Annotated in this window: 19 protein-coding genes; 14 read left to right on the top strand and 5 right to left on the bottom strand. The window is 72.0% G+C overall.

The annotated features are described in order from the left end of the window. The first annotated feature begins 54 nt into the window (after positions 1–54). From BR70_RS0115625 to BR70_RS0115595, 7 genes are all read left to right on the top strand, one after another. Entirely contained in the window at positions 55–1,740 is a 1,686-nt protein-coding gene (locus BR70_RS0115625) for a bifunctional 3'-5' exonuclease/DNA polymerase (protein WP_027466812.1), read from the top strand. Positions 1,741–1,783: 43 nt separating this feature from the next. After that, positions 1,784–2,602 (top strand): phosphatase PAP2 family protein, encoded by an 819-nt coding sequence (locus BR70_RS0115620; RefSeq protein WP_027466811.1) that lies wholly within the window; start codon positions 1,784–1,786, stop codon positions 2,600–2,602. 122 nt (positions 2,603–2,724) lie between these two features. Continuing rightward, the gene (locus BR70_RS22560; RefSeq protein ID WP_051597010.1) at positions 2,725–4,305 is read left to right on the top strand and encodes a serine/threonine-protein kinase; all 1,581 of its coding nucleotides are present in this window, start codon (positions 2,725–2,727) and stop codon (positions 4,303–4,305) included. 72 nt (positions 4,306–4,377) lie between these two features. Continuing rightward, on the top strand, positions 4,378–7,530 hold the full coding sequence (locus BR70_RS0115610; RefSeq protein ID WP_231495715.1) for a GH92 family glycosyl hydrolase: 3,153 nt from the start codon (positions 4,378–4,380) through the stop codon (positions 7,528–7,530). 34 nt (positions 7,531–7,564) lie between these two features. After that, the gene (locus tag BR70_RS0115605) at positions 7,565–7,795 is read left to right on the top strand and encodes a hypothetical protein (protein ID WP_027466809.1); all 231 of its coding nucleotides are present in this window, start codon (positions 7,565–7,567) and stop codon (positions 7,793–7,795) included. Between the two features lie 64 nt (positions 7,796–7,859). Beyond that, positions 7,860–8,072 carry a hypothetical protein gene (locus BR70_RS0115600; RefSeq protein ID WP_155896902.1) on the top strand — a complete coding sequence of 71 codons (213 nt, stop codon included), beginning with the start codon at positions 7,860–7,862 and terminating at the stop codon, positions 8,070–8,072. Positions 8,073–8,145: 73 nt separating this feature from the next. Further along, positions 8,146–8,691, top strand: a complete 546-nt coding sequence (locus BR70_RS0115595) for a hypothetical protein (RefSeq protein ID WP_027466807.1) — start codon at positions 8,146–8,148, stop codon at positions 8,689–8,691. 81 nt (positions 8,692–8,772) lie between these two features. On the opposite strand, the gene BR70_RS0115590 is transcribed toward BR70_RS0115595, so the two are convergent. The 3 genes from BR70_RS0115590 to BR70_RS0115580 form a co-directional block, all read right to left on the bottom strand. After that, positions 8,773–9,318, bottom strand: a complete 546-nt coding sequence (locus BR70_RS0115590; protein ID WP_027466806.1) for a GNAT family N-acetyltransferase — start codon at positions 9,316–9,318, stop codon at positions 8,773–8,775. Between the two features lie 37 nt (positions 9,319–9,355). Continuing rightward, the gene (locus tag BR70_RS0115585; protein WP_027466805.1) at positions 9,356–10,294 is read right to left on the bottom strand and encodes an aldo/keto reductase; all 939 of its coding nucleotides are present in this window, start codon (positions 10,292–10,294) and stop codon (positions 9,356–9,358) included. A 90-nt stretch (positions 10,295–10,384) separates the two neighbouring features. Then, the gene (locus tag BR70_RS0115580; protein WP_027466804.1) at positions 10,385–11,140 is read right to left on the bottom strand and encodes an SDR family NAD(P)-dependent oxidoreductase; all 756 of its coding nucleotides are present in this window, start codon (positions 11,138–11,140) and stop codon (positions 10,385–10,387) included. A 34-nt stretch (positions 11,141–11,174) separates the two neighbouring features. Here BR70_RS0115580 and BR70_RS0115575 point away from each other — a divergent pair, with 34 nt between their 5' ends. Further along, positions 11,175–12,050: a putative RNA methyltransferase gene (locus tag BR70_RS0115575; RefSeq protein WP_027466803.1), complete on the top strand. Its 876-nt coding sequence runs from the start codon at positions 11,175–11,177 to the stop codon at positions 12,048–12,050. Positions 12,051–12,069: 19 nt separating this feature from the next. Here BR70_RS0115575 and BR70_RS0115570 read toward each other — a convergent pair whose 3' ends face one another. After that, on the bottom strand, positions 12,070–12,489 hold the full coding sequence (locus tag BR70_RS0115570; RefSeq protein ID WP_027466802.1) for a VOC family protein: 420 nt from the start codon (positions 12,487–12,489) through the stop codon (positions 12,070–12,072). 62 nt (positions 12,490–12,551) lie between these two features. Between BR70_RS0115570 and BR70_RS0115565 the strand changes: the two genes are divergently transcribed. Next, a complete protein-coding gene (locus tag BR70_RS0115565; protein WP_035809488.1) occupies positions 12,552–13,496 on the top strand; it encodes a helix-turn-helix transcriptional regulator in 945 nt (314 codons plus the stop codon). On the opposite strand, the gene BR70_RS0115560 is transcribed toward BR70_RS0115565, so the two are convergent. Next, a complete protein-coding gene (locus BR70_RS0115560) occupies positions 13,483–13,821 on the bottom strand; it encodes a hypothetical protein (protein WP_027466800.1) in 339 nt (112 codons plus the stop codon). The genes BR70_RS0115565 and BR70_RS0115560 overlap by 14 nt on opposite strands. Positions 13,822–13,946: 125 nt before the next feature. On the opposite strand from BR70_RS0115560, the gene BR70_RS23385 reads away from it, so the two are divergent. The 5 genes from BR70_RS23385 to kdpC are packed head-to-tail and all read left to right on the top strand — an operon-like array spanning position 13,947 to position 18,550. After that, positions 13,947–14,084 carry a hypothetical protein gene (locus tag BR70_RS23385; protein ID WP_155896901.1) on the top strand — a complete coding sequence of 46 codons (138 nt, stop codon included), beginning with the start codon at positions 13,947–13,949 and terminating at the stop codon, positions 14,082–14,084. Then, entirely contained in the window at positions 14,081–14,170 is a 90-nt protein-coding gene (locus tag BR70_RS21315) for a potassium-transporting ATPase subunit F (protein ID WP_017887940.1), read from the top strand. Before BR70_RS23385 ends, BR70_RS21315 begins: the two co-directional genes overlap by 4 nt. Next, a complete protein-coding gene (gene kdpA / locus BR70_RS0115545; RefSeq protein ID WP_035809273.1) occupies positions 14,170–15,852 on the top strand; it encodes a potassium-transporting ATPase subunit KdpA in 1,683 nt (560 codons plus the stop codon). Before BR70_RS21315 ends, kdpA begins: the two co-directional genes overlap by 1 nt. After that, positions 15,849–17,948, top strand: a complete 2,100-nt coding sequence (gene kdpB / locus BR70_RS0115540; RefSeq protein WP_027466798.1) for a potassium-transporting ATPase subunit KdpB — start codon at positions 15,849–15,851, stop codon at positions 17,946–17,948. The genes kdpA and kdpB overlap by 4 nt, the downstream gene beginning before the upstream one ends. 2 nt (positions 17,949–17,950) lie before the next feature. Then, positions 17,951–18,550, top strand: a complete 600-nt coding sequence (gene kdpC, locus BR70_RS0115535) for a K(+)-transporting ATPase subunit C (RefSeq protein ID WP_027466797.1) — start codon at positions 17,951–17,953, stop codon at positions 18,548–18,550. Positions 18,551–18,621 lie beyond the last annotated feature (71 nt).

Genomic DNA, 18,621 nt, shown 5'->3' with positions numbered 1-18,621 from the left:
CACCCGTTCCGGCCCTGGTCCGCCGGGGTCGGTGGGGCACGGCATGATCGTGTCGTGCACCTCGTCCTCCGCCGCGTCGACGGCGGCGTCCTCGCGACGCCCTTGACCGACGCGGGGACCGCCGGAGGTGAGCCGATCCACCTGGACGAGCCGGGCCTCCCGGCCTTCGTCGCGGCCCACGATGCACCGGGCGTGCGCTGGGTGTGGGACGACACCGCCCGCTGGTACCCGGCCGTGCTCGCCGCTGGCGGGCGAGTCGGACGCTGCGTCGACCTGCGTCTCGGTCGTCGTGTCCTGCGGGCTGCGCTCGCTGCACGGGGATCCGCGCTCGCCGCTCGGCCGGCCGACGCCCTGGACGCTCCGGTCGCGGAACCCCGCGTGGTCCGGCCGACGCAGGCCCAGCTCTTCGACGACGCCCTGTTCACCGCCGCTGCGCCCGACGACGAGGTCGACCCGGTGGCGGAGTTCCGGGCGCAGCTCGCCGCGGTGGCGGGGTCGAGCGCTCCGGGTGCGCTCCGCCTGCTGCTCACCGCGGAGTCGGCCGGTGCGCTCGTGGCGGCCGAGATGCTGCACGCCGGGCTGCCGTGGCGTGCCGATGTGCACGAGCGGCTGCTCGAGGACGCCCTCGGGCCGCGCGTGCCCTACGGGGTGCGACCGCGACGCCTCGAGGAGATCGCCGCCGTCGTGCGCGAGCGCCTCGACGACCCCGGGCTCAACCCGGACTCACCCGCCGACGTCCTGAAGTCGCTGCGCCGGGCCGGCCTGATGGTCACGAGCACGCGGAAGTGGGAGCTGCAGGAGATCGAGCACCCCGTCATCGAGCCGCTGCTCGAGTACAAGCGCCTGGCGCGACTGCTCACCGCCAACGGCTGGACCTGGCTCGACGACTGGATCCGCGACGGACGGTTCCACCCGAAGTACGTCGTCGGTGGTGTCGTCACCGGGCGCTGGGCGGCCGACGGCGGGGGAGCGATGCAGTTGCCGATGGGCATCCGCGGGGCGGTCATCGCCGACCCCGGGTGGAAGCTGGTCGTGGCGGACGCCGCGCAGCTGGAGCCCCGGGTGCTCGCCGCGATGTCCGGCGACCGGGCGATGGCCGCGGCCGGCGACGGGCGCGACCTGTACGACGGCGTGGTGGCGTCGGGGGCGGTCGAGACCCGGCAGCAGGCCAAGGTGGCGATGCTCGGTGCGATGTACGGGGCGACCCAGGGCGAGGGCGGTCGGCTCGTGCCACGCCTGGTCCGGGCGTTCCCGCAGGCGCTCGACATGGTGGAGCGGGCCGCGCGTGCGGGGGAGCGCGGCGAGCCGGTGACGACGCTGCTCGGCCGGACGTCACCGGTGCCCGAGGACTCGTGGTTCGAGGCCCGGAACCAGGCGTACACGGTCGAGGGGACCCCGGCGATGCAGCGTGCCGTCGAGTCCCGCGCCCGGAGCTGGGGACGGTTCACCCGGAACTTCGTGGTGCAGGGGACCGCGGCCGAGTGGGCGCTCGCGTGGATGGGTTCCCTGCGGTCGCGGTTGCTCGCGCGGTTCCCCGGAGCCGTGACGGACGGGCCGCACCTGGTGTTCTTCGTGCACGACGAGATCGTGGTGCACGCCCCGGCGGAGCACGCGGAGTGGGTGGCGCAGCAGATCCGGGAGGCCGCCGTCGATGCCGGACGGCTGTTGTTCCAGGACTTCCCGGTGACGTTCCCGCTGTCGGTCGGGGTGGTCGGGGCGTACTCGGAGGCGAAGGACTGAGGCGGCCGGGACGGCTCCCGGCGGCTTCGGGCAGTGTGGACGGATGCACACCGAACACGGGGACGCCGCCGACCGCACCGTCGGCGAAGTCGACCTGACCCGTTGGCGCTCCCGTGCCGGCCGCAGCGTCGCCGGTGCGTGGACCGCGCTCGGCAAGCGCTTCGGCGCCATGCCCGTCCTGCTGCTGACCCTCGCCATCGGCCTGGGCGTCGCCGTCCTCGCCACGTGGATCGCCTCCGAGGTCTACGACGCCGTCCGTGAAGCCGACGACGTCGCGGTGCTCGACCGACCCGTCCTCGACTGGGCGCTCACACTCCGATCACCCACGGCCGACACGCTCGTCACCTGGTGGACCGACATCGCGGGCACGATCGGGATGCCGATCGTCGCGCTCGGGTTCCTGGTCGGCTTCACGATCCAGCGCCGTGCGTGGACGCCACTGGTGCTGCTGGTCGCCGCGAGCGGTGGTTCGCTGCTCATGACGATCGCGGGCAAGGACCTGATCGGTCGCGCTCGTCCGCCGCTGTCCGACGCGGTGCCGCCGTACGAGACGTCGCCGTCGTTCCCGTCGGGGCACACGCTCAACTCCACGGTGATCGTGGGCACCATCGTGTACCTGCTGCTCCTGCGGCAGTCGCGCGTCGTCACCCGGGTGTGGACGATCGTCGTGGGCACCCTGTTCGTGCTGTCGGTCGGGGCGTCGCGGGTGTTCCTCGGGCACCACTGGCTGACCGACGTCCTGGCGGCGTGGGCGCTCGGACTCGCCTGGCTCGCCCTCGTGATCACGGCGCACCGGTTGTACCTGACGGCGCTCCACCACGGTGCCGAGCCCGCGCCGGACGTCGACCGAATCACTTCGTGAGCAGAAGACGTCGGGTCGCTCGCCCGCACCCGACATCTTCTGCTCACGAAGTCGCCAGGGCCCGCGCCGCCGGCGCCCCGAACGGCAGAGCGCCGTCAGCCGCGACCGGTAGGTTGCCGGGCATGGAAGAACGGGTCTTCGGCGGCAGGTACCGCGTCACGGGCACGCTCGGACACGGTGGCATGGCGTCCGTGTACCGGGCGGTCGACGAGCAACTCGGCCGCGAGGTCGCGGTCAAGGTGTTCCGCATCGGCCCCGTCGACCGCGGTGAGCGCGCCCGCGCCGAGGCGGAGATCCAGACCCTCGCGACGCTGCGGGCCCCCGAGCTCGTCACGCTCTACGACGCTGCACTCGACGACGTCGACGGCGACTCGTACCTCGTCATGGAACTCGTGCCGGGCAGTGACCTGGCGACCCGTCTGCGCGAGGGCCCGCTCGACCCCGCGACCGCCGCCCGCCTGGGCGCGCAGGTCGCCGACGGTCTGGCCGCCGTGCACGCGCAGGGGATCGTCCACCGTGACGTGAAGCCCGCGAACGTCCTGCTCGAGAGCGACGGCCGGCACGTCAAGCTCGCCGACTTCGGGATCGCCCTGCTCCGCGACGCCTCTCGGGTGACGGGGACGGGGACCGTGATGGGGACGGCCGCGTACCTGGCCCCGGAGCAGGTCCTGGCGAAGGAGATCACGGGCAAGGCCGACGTCTACTCGCTCGGGCTCGTGCTGCTCGAGTGCATGACCGGTCGTCAGCCGTTCCCGGGCAGTGCGGTCGAGTCGGCCACCGCTCGGCTGACCCGTTCGCCCGAGATCGACCGGCAGCTGCCCACGGCCTGGCGCACCCTGCTGCACGTGATGACCGCGCAGGACCCGGCGGAGCGACCGACGGCAGCCGAGGCTGCCGAGCGCCTGCGTGCGCTGGGCCGCGACGAGCCGACGAACGCGACGCAGCTCCTGCCCGGCGCGCCCGGTGCGGTGACGGCCGCGGCTGCCGGTGCTGCGGGTGCCGCGGTCGGCGCCGGTGCCGCCGCAGCGGCGAACGCCGATGACCGGACGCAGGCGATGCCGGCGAGCGAACTGCCGAACGGCGGCGCGCGTCCGGGCGACGACGCCACCCGCGTCCTCGACACCCAGCGCCCGAACCCCGCCGACGACGTCTCGACGACGGTCCTCGGCGCCCAGGCGGCCGACCGCGGCGCATCGGGCCCGAGCGGGCCGACCCCGCCGCCGGTCGCGCCCCGCCCGGGCCGGGGCGACCAGCCGGAGGACCAGCCGGAGAAGAAGAAGCGCGGACCACTCATCGCCGCGATCATCGTGATCGTCCTGGTGCTCATCGGCATCGGGGTCGCGGTGTTCGCCCTCAACGGCGACGACGACGGCACCCCGGCCCCGACGGACACCACGTCGACCGCGCCGACCGAGCAGCAGCCGTCCGAGGACCCGGGCGAGGAGCAGCAGCCGAGCGAACCGGCCGAGCAGCAGCCCTCACAGGAGCAGCAGCCGTCGCAGCCCGCCGAGGAACCCAGCGAGCAGCCGAGCGAACCGACCCAGCCGGAGCAGCCCACGCAGGACCCGCCCGTCGGCCCGGAGCCGAGCACCCCGGCCTCGAACCCGGTGCAGGAGCCGCAGGACGGCACCGGCGCGGTCGACACCACGTCGGACACCGCTCCCGGCAAGTCCGGCAGTGCCCCGGGGCACAACAAGGGCTGACGACCAACACCGACGACCGGCACGGACACGCCGGGGTTTTCGTCCAGTCCCTGGAGCAAATAGGCTCGCCCCGTGCGAGAACTGCAACGGAGCGGTGGTCCGACGACGGCCGTGGCCGCTCGGAACGGTGTCGGGTTCGGTTCCGCGAAGGGCTGGCTCGTCGAACGACCAGCTGGCGGGTCGGTGGCCGAGGCGATCGTCCCCGGCTTCACCGGACGCACCATCGCCACCGGTGACGAGCTCTCCTGGGTCTGGTTCCCCGAGCGGACCCTGCCCGACGGGGCGTCGGAACCGACGGAAGCAGACCTGCCGCACTTCTGGGACGCCACGGCCTTCGCCGTCGACGTCGTCTTCACCGACGGCTCGCGGCTGCGGGACCACGCCGGGGTCCGCGACCAGTACGGCAACGCGGTCACCCCGGACGCGCAGGACGCGGCCCGCAAGCAGTGGGTGGACCAGTGGAACCGTCGCGCGGTCGACCTCACGCCGTTCGCGGGGCTGGTCGTCGACCGCCTGGAGGCCCGGCTCGGCTCCGACGCACCGGCTGCGGCCGCCGACGGCGAGCGTCCCGCACTGCGCGGCTGGCTCGACGCCGTCCGGATCGGTCCAGCGCGTCCGACCCCGACGACCCCGCTCGGCCACGTCCGGACGACCCGTGGCACCCAGGCGTCCTCCCGGTTCTCCCGCGGCAACAACGCCCCGCTCGTCGGTGTCCCGCACGGCGGGGTGTTCGGCCTGCCGATGACGGACGCCTCGAGCAACCGCTGGCCCTACGCATACCAGGAGCACGACCGGCTCGACGACCAGGGGCGGCTCCGCCCGGCGATCCAGGCCTTCGCGACGAGTCACATCCCGTCGCCGTGGATGGGCGACCGCGGGGTGTTCCAGGTGATGCCCTCGCCACTCGACACCCCCGACGTCGACCGGTCCGCCCGCGCGCTCGGGTTCGACCACGAGGACGAGCAGGACGGCCCGCACCGCTACCGGGTCGCCCTCGAGCACGGGGTGACGGCCGAGCTGACCGCGGGGGAGTTCGCCCTCGGGTTCCGGTTCACCGGCACCCGCAGCGTCGTGCTCGACCACCACGGCCGGGTGTCCGACGTCTCCGTGACGATCACCGACGGCACCGTCGTGGTCGAGGCCGTCCTCGACGACCGCCCCGGCACCCCGCCGCACCACGTGCACCTGCGAGTCGCGGGGGTCACCGCCGACCACACGACGATCGGCGAACACGAGCTGCGCGGCTGGCTGTCCGTGGGGGAACCCGGGGGCACCGGCGGCCCGGTCGACGTCCTGCTCGGCATCTCGACCGTCTCGATCGAGGACGCCCGCGCGAACCTCGACGACGCCGGCTCGTTCGACGCCATGTGCGCCCGTGCCGAGGCGCTGTGGACCGAGAAGCTCGCGACGCTGTCCTTCGACGGCGCGAGCCCCGACCAGCTGACGAGCCTGTACTCCGGCCTGTACCGGCTGTTCCTCTACCCCAACCGTGCCGGGGAGACCGCCCTGACCGGCACCCCGCGGCACCGCTCCCCGTACGGCGACGTGCTGGCGGACCCGATCCGCGACGAGCCCGGGCCGGAGATCGTCGAGGGGCCGTTCACCACCACGAACGGCTTCTGGGACACCTACCGCACGGCCTGGCCGCTCCTCGGACTCCTGACCCCAGAGACCGCTGGCGAACTCGCGCAGGGCTTCGTCGAACACCACCACGACGGCGGGTGGACGCCCCGTTGGAGTGCCCCCGGCGCCGAGGACTGCATGACCGGCACCACGAGCGACACCGTCTTCGCCGACCTGGCGGTGAAGGGCGTGCGCGGCTTCGACCTGGCCGAGGCGTACCGGAGCGCGGTGCGGAACGCGACCGTCCCGCCGCGTGACGAGCGCGTCGGACGCAAGGGGAGCCTCCCGGGCGCCTTCCGCGGCCACGTCGACACGGCGACCCACGAGGGGATGTCGTGGACCCTGGACGCGGCCATCAACGACTGGGGTCTGGCCGTGATGGCGGGCCTGCTCGCGTCGCGGGCCCGGACGCCCGCCGACCTGTCCCGCTACGAGGCCGAGGCCGAGTGGTTCGCCCGTCGGTCCCTGCAGTACCGGCACGTCTTCGACTCCGAACGCGGGTTCTTCATCGGCCGCGACCCGGACGGCTCGTGGCGGGTCGGCACCGAGTTCGACCCGCGCGACTGGGGCGACGACTACACCGAGACGAACGCGTGGGGCACCGCGTTCACGGCGCCGCACGACGGTGCCGGCGTCGTCGACCTGCACGGCGGGCCCGAGCGCTTCGACGCCGCTCTCGACGCGTTCCTCGCGACCCCCGAGACCGGAGCCCTGGCGCGCTCCGGCTCGTACGGCTTCCCGATCCACGAGATGACCGAGGCCCGCGACGTCCGGATGGGCATGCTCGGGCTGTCGAACCAGCCCGCGCACCACATCCCCTTCTTCCCGATGTTCACCGGGCGGCACGACGACGCGCACCGCATCGTCCGCGAGTCGCTCGAGCGCCTGTTCGTCGGGTCCGACCTCGGCCAGGGCTACCCCGGCGACGAGGACAACGGTGAGATGAGCGCCTGGTACGTCTTCGCGACCATCGGCCTGTACCCGCTGGCGCCGTCGACCGGCACCTACGTGCTCGTGCCGCCGTCGGTCCGCAGGACGGTGCTGCGGCAGCCTGGGGGGACGGCCACGGTCATCGAGATCGCCGCCGGCTCCGCAGGCGCGTACGTGGCGTCGGTGACGGTCGACGGCTCGCCCTGGACCTCGGTCACCATCCCGCACAGCGTGGTCGTGGCCGCGTCGCGGATCGAGTTCACACTGTCCGACGAACCGCAGGGATGGGCGTCGGACACCCGCCCCGTCTCGGCCTCCGACGTGCACGGCTACCGGGACGCCCCGGTGGACGTCCTGCCCGTCGGGGTCTCGGCGCTCACCGACGACACCGGCCGCACCGTCACGGCGCTCGCGGCGGGGGAGTCCGTGTCCTTCGACGTGGCGTGCGCCGCCGCCTCGCTGTACACCGTGACGGTGGCATCGCCGGGGTCCTACTCGTGGCAGGTCGGCCTCGACGACGCCGTCACCGCAGTCGACGGTGCGGAGTTCACGTGGGCCGGCCAGACCCGGGTGTTCCGGATCCTCGGCGGGGGTTCGTCGTTCACGTTCACCGCCGGCACCGACCTGGCACTGACGCAGCTCGAACTCATCGCGGCCGACGGACAGCGTTGACCCGGCGTTCACCGAGCGGGAGCATGCTCGCCCCATGTCGATGAGCGCACCGTTCGATCCCGAACAGCAGGGCCGGTCCATCCCCGTGGACGGCAGTGACGAGTCCGAGCTCGAGATGGAGGAGGACCGCGGCGCCGACGTCGGCGACGACTCCGTCGACCCGAGCGTCTCGCCCGTCAGCCACCACGACGAGGACGAGGCCGGCGGCGGCCCGGTGTTCCGGCGTCCGCAGGCCGGTGAGCGGCTGCACCCGGACGACCTCTGACCGTTCCGGGGTTCCGTCGGGGTTTCTTGGGCGATTGCCAAGCGGCTCGGGCATGCTCGTGCGCATGTCGATCGCGAACTCGTGGGACCCGTCTGGTGGCCGTGCAATCCCGGAGGACAAGGTCCGTCAGGACGGGCTCGAACTCGACGAGGACCCGGCGATGCTCGGGATCTCGTTCGACGTCGTGGGTGGCGCCTCGGCCGATCCCGCCGGGGTGTCCCCGGTCGACGTGAACGTGCCGACGCCGAGGTCTGCTGGCGCCGACTCCGACGACTAGCGCGCGCCCGGCTGCAGCGGCCGCGCGGTCCCCATCCGACCGGTAGTATTCCGGAATGGTACCGACGGCGTCTGTGGACGAATCCGAGCCCGGAGACGAACGTGACCCCGGCGCGTACATCCTCGGGGCGGTCACAGTTGCCGACAGCGATGCTGAGCGGTTCCGGGACTCGCTCTGCGCCATCAAGCCACGATCGGCGCGGAAGCTGCACTGGTCCGAGAGCGACGCCCGGCACCGCACCGGGATCGTCGGGATGCTGTGCGACCATCCGTTTGCAGCCATCGGGGTGGTGAGCGTGACCGACCCATCCGTCCGGAGCGAGCGTCGTCGCCGTCTCGCTCTTGAGCACTTGATCTTGGAACTCCGCGCGGGCGGTGTCGATCGAGTCGTCCTCGAATCTCGCGGGCCCTCGGACCGGAACGATCGTGCGCACCTCGACGCCTTGCGATCACGCAAGTTGGTGCACGGGTTGGCGTTCGAGCACCTGCCGGGTGGCCGCGAGCCACTTCTCTGGGCGGCGGACGCGGTGTGCGGCGTGGTCGCGCTGGCTCGGCGAGGGGAGACGGCCTACCTCGAGCAGCTGGGCCATGTGCTGAGCGTCCACGAACACCGTCGGTGAACGCGCGAATCCCCGGGCCCCGCTATACCGCAGGAGCTCCCGGGGATCACTTCCGCACCCACCTCGATGGGGCGACTGGTCTCAGTGTGACATATCAGGCGGGATGGCGGAAGGGTCGATGACCCGGTACTTGAACCCGACGTGCGAGCCGGTGAAGCCGAGGCGCTCGTAGAACCGGTGCGCATCCGTCCGTGCAGCGTCGGACGTGAGCTGCACGAGCGGGGTCCCGAGGGCCGGTGCCGCGACGTCGGTCACCCAGCGCATCAGGGCACTCCCGATGCCGCCGGAGCGTCGAGCACTGCTGACCCGCACTGCCTCGACGAGCAATCGGGTGGCACCACGACGAGCCATGCCGGGGATCCGGGTGAGCTGCAGCGTCCCGACGAGCTGCCCGTCGGGGTCCTCGGCGACGAGCAGCGCGTTCGCCGGGTCGTCCACGATCGACCGGAGTGCCTCGGCGTACTGCGGGCGGTCCTCCGGTGCGGCGACGTCTCCACGCGCGGCACTGATCGGGTCGTCGGACAACAGCGTCATGAGTGCGTCGAGGTCCGCTTCCGTGGCGTTCCGCAGCGTCACCTCGCCGGAGCGTGTGGTCAGGCGGACGGGCAGAGCGAGGTCGTGGAGCACGACCCCACCCTGCCCGACCCGACCGGGGCGTTCCCGCTCAGGGAACGGTGTGTCCGGCCGCGGTGAAGATCCGGTACCACTCCTCGCGCGACAGCTCGACGTCCGAGCCGGCGGCCGAGTCCCGCACACGCTGCGGGTTCGTCGTGCCGAGGACGACCTGGAAGTGCGCGGGGTGGCGGGTGATCCACGCGACCGCGATGCCGGTCGGGGTGACACCGTGCGCCGCTGCGACCTCCTCGAGCACGTCGTTCAGCTCGGCGTACTGCTCACGGTCGCCCAGGAAGACGCCGTCGAAGAAGCCCTTCTGGAACGGCGACCAGGCCTGGAGCGTGACGTCGTTGATGCGCGAGTAGTTGAGGATGTCGTTGTCGCGATCGATCGACTGCTCGAGGCCACCCATGTTCGCTGTCAGACCCTGCGAGATCACGTTGGCGTGCGTGATGCTGAGCTGCACCTGGTTGAACGCGAGCGGCTGGCGGACGTGCTTCTTGAGCAGGTCGACCTGGCCGGGGGTGTGGTTCGAGACGCCGAAGTGGTGCACCTTGCCGGCGGCGTGCAGCTCGTCGAAGGCCTTCGCGACCTCTTCCGGCTCGACCAGGGCGTCGGGGCGGTGCAGCAGCAGGACGTCGACGTACTCGGTCTGCAGCGCCTCGAGCGACTCGTGCACGGACTCGAGGATGTGCTCGTACGAGAAGTCGAAGTAGGCGCCCTTCGGCGTCGGTCGGATGCCGACCTTGGTCTGTAGCACGATCTCGGCGCGTTCCGCGGGCGACAGCGTGACCGCCGCGCCGAACCGCTGCTCGCAGCCGTGCCATTCGCCGTACACCGCGGCGTGGTCGAACATGTTCACGCCCGCGTCGCGCGAGGCGCTGTAGAGCGAACGGATGTCCTCGTCGCTCATGTCGTTGATCCGCATCAGTCCAACGACGACGTCGGAAGCGGTGAGGTCTGTCTGTGGCAACTCCAGTGTCTTCACGCCCTCGATCCTGCCAGCCGGTCCCCGGTGCAGGCAGGCCCTGCCAGTACCTCAGGCGACGCCCGGACCTGCCGTCGGCGCACCTCGGGGTCAGTGGACGGAGAACCCGCCGTCCACCGCGATGGACTGCCCGGTGACGTAGGCCGACCCGGGCCCGGCGAGGAACACCGCTGCCGCGGCGAAGTCCGACGCCAGCCCGTTCCGGCCGACCAGCGTCCGTGCGGCGAGGGCCGCCACCGTCGCCGGGTCGGATCCGAGCCGCTCGTTGAGCGGGGTACGTACGAAACCGGGGACGAGGACGTTGGAGGTGACCCCCTGCACGGACCAGGCCTCTGCCTGGGACCGGGCCAGTGCCTCCAGGCCGGCCTTGGAGACCCCGTACGCGCCGCTGGCGGCGAAGGGGCGGTGGGCCTGCTGCGAACTGATCGACACGATCCGTCCGTACCCGCGGGCCGCCATCCCGGGTGCGAGACGCTGCCCGAGCACGAACGGCGCGTCGAGGTTGACGGCCATCGTGGCGTCCCAGGTGGCCTCGTCGAGTTCGGGCATCGGCGGCCGCAGGTTGATCCCGGCGGAGTTCACCAGCACGTCCACGTCGCCAGCGGAGTCCGCGAGTGCGTGGGCTCCAGCGCGGCAGGAAAGGTCCGCGACGATGCCGTCGGCCGAGCGGCCCGCCTGGCGGATGCCGGCGACGGTGGCGTCGATGGTCGCGGGCGTCCGGGCGGCGACGAGGACGTGGGCACCCGCGTCGGCGAGTGCGGTGGCGATCGCTCGGCCGATGCCGGAGCTGCCTCCCGTCACGAGTGCGGTGCGGCCGTCGAGGCCGAAGAGCTGCTGCAGCGACATCCGGTCAGGCTACCGAGGCCCGTACGCTGGGCCGGTGCGTGACGACCTGCTGCCGATGCTCGCCTGCCCCGTGTGCGCCGAGCCCCTCGGTCGCGTCGACGGCGGCCAGGTCGGCTGCCCGAACGGGCACCGGTTCGACGAGGCGAAGCAAGGCCACCTGACCCTCCTGCCCGCGAAGCGCCGCGCACTCACCGCGGACACCCCGGAGATGGTGGACGCGCGGCTGCGGTTCCTGGGGCGTGGGCACTACGCGCCCGTCGAGCGGGCGCTCGCCGCGATCGTCGCGGACGCCACCGCGCCCGGCATCGTGCTCGACGTCGGTTCCGGTCCGGGGACCTACCTGGCGCACGCGCTGGACGCGGCGCACGTTCCGGACGGGAGGCCCGTGGCCGCGCCGGACGCGTCTGCTCCGGCCGGCGGTCGGCCGGGTCCACGTCTCGGGGTCGCGTTGGACCTGTCGGCCGTCGCGATCCGGCGTGCGGCACGCGCCCACGAGCGCGCGGGGGCCGTCGTCGGGGACGTGACCGAGCGCCTCCCGGTCGTCGACGGCGCTGCCGCCGTCCTGCTCGACGTCTTCGCACCCCGCAACCAGACCGAGTACGCCCGCGTCCTGCGCGCCGACGGCGTGCTCGCGGTGGTGACCCCGCGGGCCGGCCACCTGGCGGAGCTCGCCGAGGCGACGATCAGCGTGGACCCGGAGAAGGAACGCCGGCTGCACGACTCCCTGACGCCGTCGTTCGCGCTGCGGTCCTCCGAGGACCTGACGTGGACCATGGAGCTGTCGGCGGAGGACGTCCACGACGTCGTGCACATGGGGCCGAGTCACCACCACGTCGCGGCGGACACCGTGTTCGAGCCGGCGACGGTGACGGCCGCGGTCACCGTGTCGACGTGGACGCCGACGCGCTGACCGCGACCGTGAGGACCGACTAGTCGCCAGCCGGGGCGACGTCGAGCTGCCAGACCACGCCGAAGCGGTCGCGCAGCTGCCCGGCCAACGGTGCCCAGGCCGAGGGTTCCAGGGGCTGCCGGATCTCGGCGCCGTCGGACAGTGCGGCCCAGTACCGCTGGATCTCGGCGGTGTCGTCGCCGTGCACGAACACGTAGAAGGCGTTCGATCCCTGGTCGTAGGGCTGCCCGGGCCAGACGTCGAAGGCCATGACGCGGAAGCCGGCGGCAGTGGAGACCTGACCGAACACGATCCGGTCCGCCCACGCCGGGTCGTCCAGGGCGCCCATCTGGCCGTAGGTGGCGGCGGTGACCTCGCCGCCGAAGACCGATGCGTAGAAGTCGAGCGCCGCGCGGGCGTCGCCGTCGAAGTTGAGGTGGGTTGTCGTCTCGATGCTCATGGGACGAGGATGTCGGGCAATGCGGTCAGATCGTGTCCGCTTCTCGGACGAAGATGGACGTCATGGCCGGACCCTCCGCACGGATGCTCGCGCTGCTCTCCCTGCTCCAGGTGCACCGCGACTGGCCGGGGGACGAGCTCGCCGGGCGGCTCGACGTCAGTCCCCGCACCGTCCGCCGCGACGTCGATCGACTCCGCGGGCTCGGGTACCGGGTCGAGGCGCTCCGCGGGCCGGCCGGCGGCTACCGGCTCGAGGCCGGATCCGACCTGCCCCCGCTGCTCTTCGACGACGACCAGGCGGTGGCGATCGCCCTGGCGCTCGCCGTGGCGCCGGCCTCGGGGGCGGACGTCGCCGAGTCGGCGGCCCGTGCCCTGGCGACCGTTCGGCAGGTGATGCCCGCGCGGCTGCGGTCCCGGGTCGACGCGGTGCAGGCCGTGACCGCGACGAGCCGGACCACCACCGACCCGGAGGTCCTGGTGGCGGTGAGCGAGGCCGTCCACCTGCAGGAGGTGTTCCGCTTCGGGTACGGCGACGACGAGACCCCGCACCGGGTGGAACCGCACGCCGTCGTCGCCCGGAACGGTCGCTGGTACCTGCTCGACCGGGATGTCGACCGCGACGACTGGCGCACGCACCGCATCGACCGGATCACGCCCCGGATGCGCACCCGCGTCCCCTTCACGCCGCGACCGATCCCCGGTGGCGATGCGGCCGCGTTCGTGTCCGCGCGGTTCAAGGGGTCCGCGGTCGACGACGTGTGGCCGTGCACCGGTTCGGTGACCACGACGGCGGACGATGCGCGGCGGATCGCGCCGTACCTGCCCGAGGACGCCCTGGTCGAGCAGCTCGAGGACGACCGGACCCGCGTCACCCTCGGATCGTGGTCGTGGGACGGGCTCGCCGGCGTGGTCGCGGGACTTGCGGTCGACTTCGTCGTCGTGGGTCCGGACGAGTTCGTCGAGGCCGTGGCCGACCTCGTCGACCGGTTGCGCGTCAGTCGCCCGTGATGGATCCGCCGAAGAACATCGCCACCGGCGCGAGCACGACGAACGCGATGCACCCGATGGTCAACGCCGCCCGGCTCCGGCCACCACCGCGGAACCACTCCGTCGCGGCGAGCACGAGCGCCGCGACGGCCACGAGCCACGGCACGACGGACAACGGTGCCGCCCAGAACCACAGCAGCATCTGTCGCCGTTCGCCGAAGAGCCACAGCGGCGCGAACACCGTCCCCCAGAGCACACCGAACCCGACGCCGGCGACCGCCAGCAGTCCGGCCGCCACGACGGACGCCGTCGTACCGGGACGGGCGGGGACCACGGGGATCGTCACGTCTCGATCGTAGGACGCCGGAACGCGTTAGGAGCGTGCATGCGTCCGCCAGGGCGGCGTCAGGGATCCGTTAGGAGCGGCCTGGAGGCACGGCGCAGGACCCAGCATCGGTCTCGGCACCACACATGGTGCCGTCCGCGTCACCCGGCGCGGACACCGCAGATCTTCTGGAGTCCCTCGTGTTCGACGTGTTCGTCGTCGCCGGTGTCCTCGCCGTGTTCGGCGTGGTGGCACTGATCGCCAAGGGGGTGGAACGGCTGTGATCGGCATCACCATCGCGGCCGCCGTCCTCGGCATCGCCGCAGTCGTGTACCTCGTCTGGGCGCTCGTGCGTCCGGAGCGCTTCTAGTGGGCGCCGCGGACGTCTGGGCGGGCATCGCCCAGGTCGCCACCCTCGTCCTGCTGCTCGTCGTCGCGTACCGCCCGCTCGGTGACTGGATGGCGAAGGTCTTCACGCCCGTCCGCCACAACCGGGTCGAGCGCGGGGTCTACCGGCTGATCGGGGTCGACCCGGACGCCGAGCAGTCCTGGCCCGTGTACCTGCGCGGCGTGCTGCTGTTCAGCGTCGCCGGGCTCCTGCTCGTCTACCTGCTGCAGCGCATCCAGGTCGTCCTGCCCGGCGACCTCGGACTGCCCGCCGTCGGACCCTCGCTCGCGTTCAACACCGCGGCGTCGTTCGTGTCGAACACGAACTGGCAGTCGTACTCGCCCGAGGTCACCCTCGGCTACTCGGTGCAGATGGCCGGCCTGGCGGTGCAGAACTTCCTGTCCGCGGCCGTCGGTCTCTCGGTCGCTGTGGCCCTGGTGCGTGGGTTCGCCCGTCGCAAGTCCGGCACCCTCGGCAACGTGTGGGTGGACGTCGTGCGCGGCCTCGGCCGTCTGCTGCTGCCCGGCGCGTTCGTCTTCGCGATCGTCCTCGTCGCCGGCGGTGTCGTCCAGTCGTGGGGGAGCGGCACCGACGTCACCACGCTCATCGGTGGCACGCAGCACATCCCCGACGGGTTCGTCGCCTCGCAGGAGGCGATCAAGGAACTCGGCACGAACGGTGGCGGCTACTTCAACGCCAACTCGGCGCACCCGTTCGAGAACCCGCAGGCATGGACGAACCTCGTCGAGATCTTCCTGATGCTCGTCATCCCGTTCTCGCTCCCGCGCACGTTCGGGCGAATGGTCGGCGACGACCGCCAGGGGTACGCGATCCTCGCCGTGATGGGCGCGATCTTCCTCGTGTCGCTGTCGGTCATGTCGATCGCCGAGCTCGGCGGCGGCGGTGTCGCCACACACGCTGCCGGGGCCGCGATGGAGGGCAAGGAGAGCCGCTTCGGCATCCTCGGTTCGACGCTCTTCTCGACCGCGACCACCTCGACGTCCACCGGTGCGGTCAACGCGATGCACGACAGCTACACCCCGATCGGCGGGATGATGGCGCTCGTCAACATGATGCTCGGCGAGGTCACCCCCGGCGGCGTCGGATCCGGCCTGTACGGCATGCTCGTGCTCGCCGTCATCACGGTGTTCATCGGCGGACTGCTCGTCGGTCGCACCCCGGAGTACCTCGGCAAGAAGATCCGCGCCAAGGAGATGACCTTCGCGGCGCTGTACATCCTCGTCACGCCGACGCTCGTGCTCCTGGCCACCGGGCTCTCGCTCGTGATCCCCGGCGTCCGCGAACAGGTGCTCGGGACGTCGATCTTCAACCCCGGCAACCACGGGCTGACCGAGCTGCTCTACGCCTTCACCTCGGGTGCGAACAACAACGGCTCGGCCTTCGGCGGGCTCACCGCGAACACCACGTGGATGAACTCCTCGCTCGGCGTCGTGATGCTGCTCGGCCGCTTCGTGCCGATGGTGTTCGTCCTGGCGCTCGCCGGGTCCCTCGCCGCGCAGGACCGGGTGCCGGAGACCGCCGGCACGCTGCCCACCCACCGCCCGCTGTTCATCGGGCTGCTCGGCGGCGTCGCCGTCATCGTCACCGCACTCACCTACTTCCCGGTGCTCGCACTGGGTCCGCTCGCAGAAGGACTGTCATGACCACCCCCGTGACCACGGAGTCGGAACCGCGCACCGCCGTGGAACCGGCCACCCGCTCGTCCGCATTCGGACCCCGCCAACTGGTGGCGGGCCTCCCGGGCGCCCTGCGGAAACTCGATCCGCGACTCATGTGGCGGAACCCCGTCATGTTCATCGTCGAGGTCGGCGCAGCGCTGACGACGGCGGCCGCCGTCGTCGAGCCGTCCGCGTTCACGATCGCCATCGCCGTCTGGCTCTGGCTCACCGTCGTCTTCGCCAACCTGGCGGAGTCGGTGGCCGAGGGTCGCGGCAAGGCGCAGGCCGACACCCTGCGGAAGACCCGTTCGACCACGAGCGCCCGCCGGGTGCTCGGGTACGCGACGACCGACGCGGCCGCGACCGGCAACGAGACCGAGGAGGTCGCGTCCGTCGACCTGGCCAAGGGCGACGTGGTCGTGGTCGTCGCCGGCGAGGTCATCCCGGGCGACGGGGACGTCATCGACGGCATCGCGTCGGTCGACGAGTCGGCCGTCACGGGTGAGTCCGCGCCGGTCATCCGCGAGTCCGGCGGTGACCGCAGTGCCGTCACCGGCGGCACCCGGGTGCTGTCGGACCGGATCGTGGTGCGCATCACCTCGACGCCGGGTGAGACCTTCATCGACCGGATGATCCGCCTGGTCGAGGGTGCGGCACGGCAGAAGACGCCGAACGAGATCGCGCTGAACATCCTGCTCGCCTCGTTGTCGATCGTCTTCGTGATCGTCTGCCTGACGATGCAGCCCATCGCGGGGCTCGTCGGTGCGACGGTCAGCGTGCCGGTGCTCATCGCCCTGCTCGTCTGCCTCATCCCGACCACCATCGGAGCCCTGCTCTCCGCGATCGGCATCGCCGGCATGGACCGGCTCGTGCAGCACAACGTGCTGGCGATGTCGGGCCGCGCGGTCGAGGCCGCCGGTGACATCACGACGCTGCTGCTCGACAAGACCGGCACGATCACCTACGGCAACCGACGGGCATCCCGCGTGGTGCCCGTGCCGGGTGTGAGCGAGGCCTCGCTGATGGAAGCGGCAGCCCTGTCGAGTGCTGCGGACTCGACCCCTGAGGGGCGCTCGATCGTCGACCTGGCGCGCGAGCACGGCGCCGCCGTCGGTCTGCCCGACGGGGCCGTCGAGGTGCCGTTCACGGCGCAGACGCGCATGTCGGGTCTCGACCTGCCCGACGGCTCGCAGATCCGGAAGGGTGCCGCTGCGGCGGTGCTCGCCTGGGCGGACACCACCGAAGCCGGTGTCGTGTCGGCCATCGATGCGACCGTCGCGGAGATCTCCGACCAGGGCGGCACCCCGCTCGTCGTCGGTCGCCGCTCGTCGACGGGCGCGGTCACGTTGCTCGGTGTCGTGCACCTGAAGGACGTCGTCAAGGACGGCATGGCGTCGCGGTTCGCCGAGCTCCGGTCGATGGGCATCCGCACGGTGATGATCACGGGCGACAACCCGCGCACCGCGGCCGCCATCGCCCACGAGGCCGGCGTCGACGACTTCCTCGCCGAGGCCACCCCGGAGGACAAGCTCGCGTACATCAAGCGCGAGCAGGAGGGCGGCAACCTCGTCGCCATGACCGGTGACGGCACCAACGACGCCCCGGCCCTGGCGCAGGCGGACGTCGGCGTCGCGATGAACACCGGCACGACGGCGGCGAAGGAGGCGGGCAACATGGTCGACCTCGACTCCGACCCGACCAAGCTCATCGACGTCGTCCGCATCGGCAAGCAGCTGCTCATCACCCGCGGCGCCCTGACCACCTTCTCCATCGCCAACGACGTCGCGAAGTACTTCGCGATCATCCCGGCGATGTTCCAGGCCGCGTTCCCGGGGCTCGCTGCGCTCAACATCATGGGGCTGCACAGCCCGTCGTCCGCGATCCTGTCGGCGGTCGTCTTCAACGCGCTCGTCATCGTGGCGCTCATCCCGCTGTCCCTGCGGGGCGTCAAGTACCGCGCGGCGGCAGCGTCGTCGATCCTCGGCCGCAACCTGCTCGTCTACGGGCTGGGCGGCGTGGTCGTCCCCTTCATCGGCATCAAACTGATCGACCTCGTGGTCGGTCTCATCCCGGGGTTCTAGTCATGGCATCTGCACGTTCCACCTTCCGTTCCGCCGGTGTGGCCATCCGCCTCACCCTCGTCGCCACCGTCGTCCTGGGCGTCGGGTACCCGCTCGCCGTCTGGGGCGTCGGCCAGGCGGCGTTCCACGACCAGGCCAACGGTTCGATGGTCACGGACTCGTCCGGCAAGGTCGTCGGTTCCTCGTTGATCGGGCAGTCGTTCACGGGCAAGCAGGCCGACCGCTGGTTCCAGTCGCGGCCGTCCGCCGCCGGGGACGGCTACGACGCGGGAGCGTCCTCCGGCTCGAACCTCGGGCCGAACAACGCCGACCTGCTCAAGGCCGTCGAGGAGCGTCGTGCGGCGCTGGCGAAGGCCGACGGGGTCTCCGCCGCGCAGGTGCCTGCCGACGCCGTGACCGCTTCCGGTTCGGGGCTCGACCCGGACATCAGCCCCGCCTACGCGTCGCAGCAGGTGGCCCGTGTGGCCTCGGCGCGCGGCCTGTCAGCGGACACCGTGCGGCAGCTGGTGGCGTCGCACACCGAGTCGCGGCAGCTCGGGTTCCTCGGTGAGCCCGTGGTGAACGTGCTCGCGCTGAACCTGGCGCTGGCGAAGGCGTCCTGAGCGTGCGTGGCCCGGCGCGAGTGCGCTGCGCACAACCGAACTCGCGCGGAACCGCGGAATCGCGCGGCGCG

The sequence above is a fragment of the Curtobacterium sp. UNCCL17 genome, assembly GCF_000686685.1.
GTDB classification, from domain to species: Bacteria; Actinomycetota; Actinomycetes; order Actinomycetales; family Microbacteriaceae; genus Curtobacterium; species Curtobacterium flaccumfaciens.
This window is presented reverse-complemented; position numbering and strand designations above follow the sequence as displayed.

What these genes read in the sequence shown, in the direction of transcription:
- BR70_RS23385 (WP_155896901.1), top strand. Translation starts at nt 13,947, where the DNA reads ATGGTGCCGTCCGCGTCACCCGGCGCGGACACCGCAGATCTTCTGGAG.
- BR70_RS0115620 (WP_027466811.1), top strand. Translation starts at nt 1,784, where the DNA reads ATGCACACCGAACACGGGGACGCCGCCGACCGCACCGTCGGCGAAGTC.
- BR70_RS0115570 (WP_027466802.1), bottom strand. Translation starts at nt 12,489, where the DNA reads ATGAGCATCGAGACGACAACCCACCTCAACTTCGACGGCGACGCCCGC.
- BR70_RS0115565 (WP_035809488.1), top strand. Translation starts at nt 12,552, where the DNA reads ATGGCCGGACCCTCCGCACGGATGCTCGCGCTGCTCTCCCTGCTCCAG.
- BR70_RS22560 (WP_051597010.1), top strand. Translation starts at nt 2,725, where the DNA reads ATGGAAGAACGGGTCTTCGGCGGCAGGTACCGCGTCACGGGCACGCTC.
- kdpB (WP_027466798.1), top strand. Translation starts at nt 15,849, where the DNA reads ATGACCACCCCCGTGACCACGGAGTCGGAACCGCGCACCGCCGTGGAA.
- BR70_RS0115605 (WP_027466809.1), top strand. Translation starts at nt 7,565, where the DNA reads ATGTCGATGAGCGCACCGTTCGATCCCGAACAGCAGGGCCGGTCCATC.
- BR70_RS0115580 (WP_027466804.1), bottom strand. Translation starts at nt 11,140, where the DNA reads ATGTCGCTGCAGCAGCTCTTCGGCCTCGACGGCCGCACCGCACTCGTG.
- kdpC (WP_027466797.1), top strand. Translation starts at nt 17,951, where the DNA reads ATGGCATCTGCACGTTCCACCTTCCGTTCCGCCGGTGTGGCCATCCGC.
- BR70_RS0115600 (WP_155896902.1), top strand. Translation starts at nt 7,860, where the DNA reads ATGTCGATCGCGAACTCGTGGGACCCGTCTGGTGGCCGTGCAATCCCG.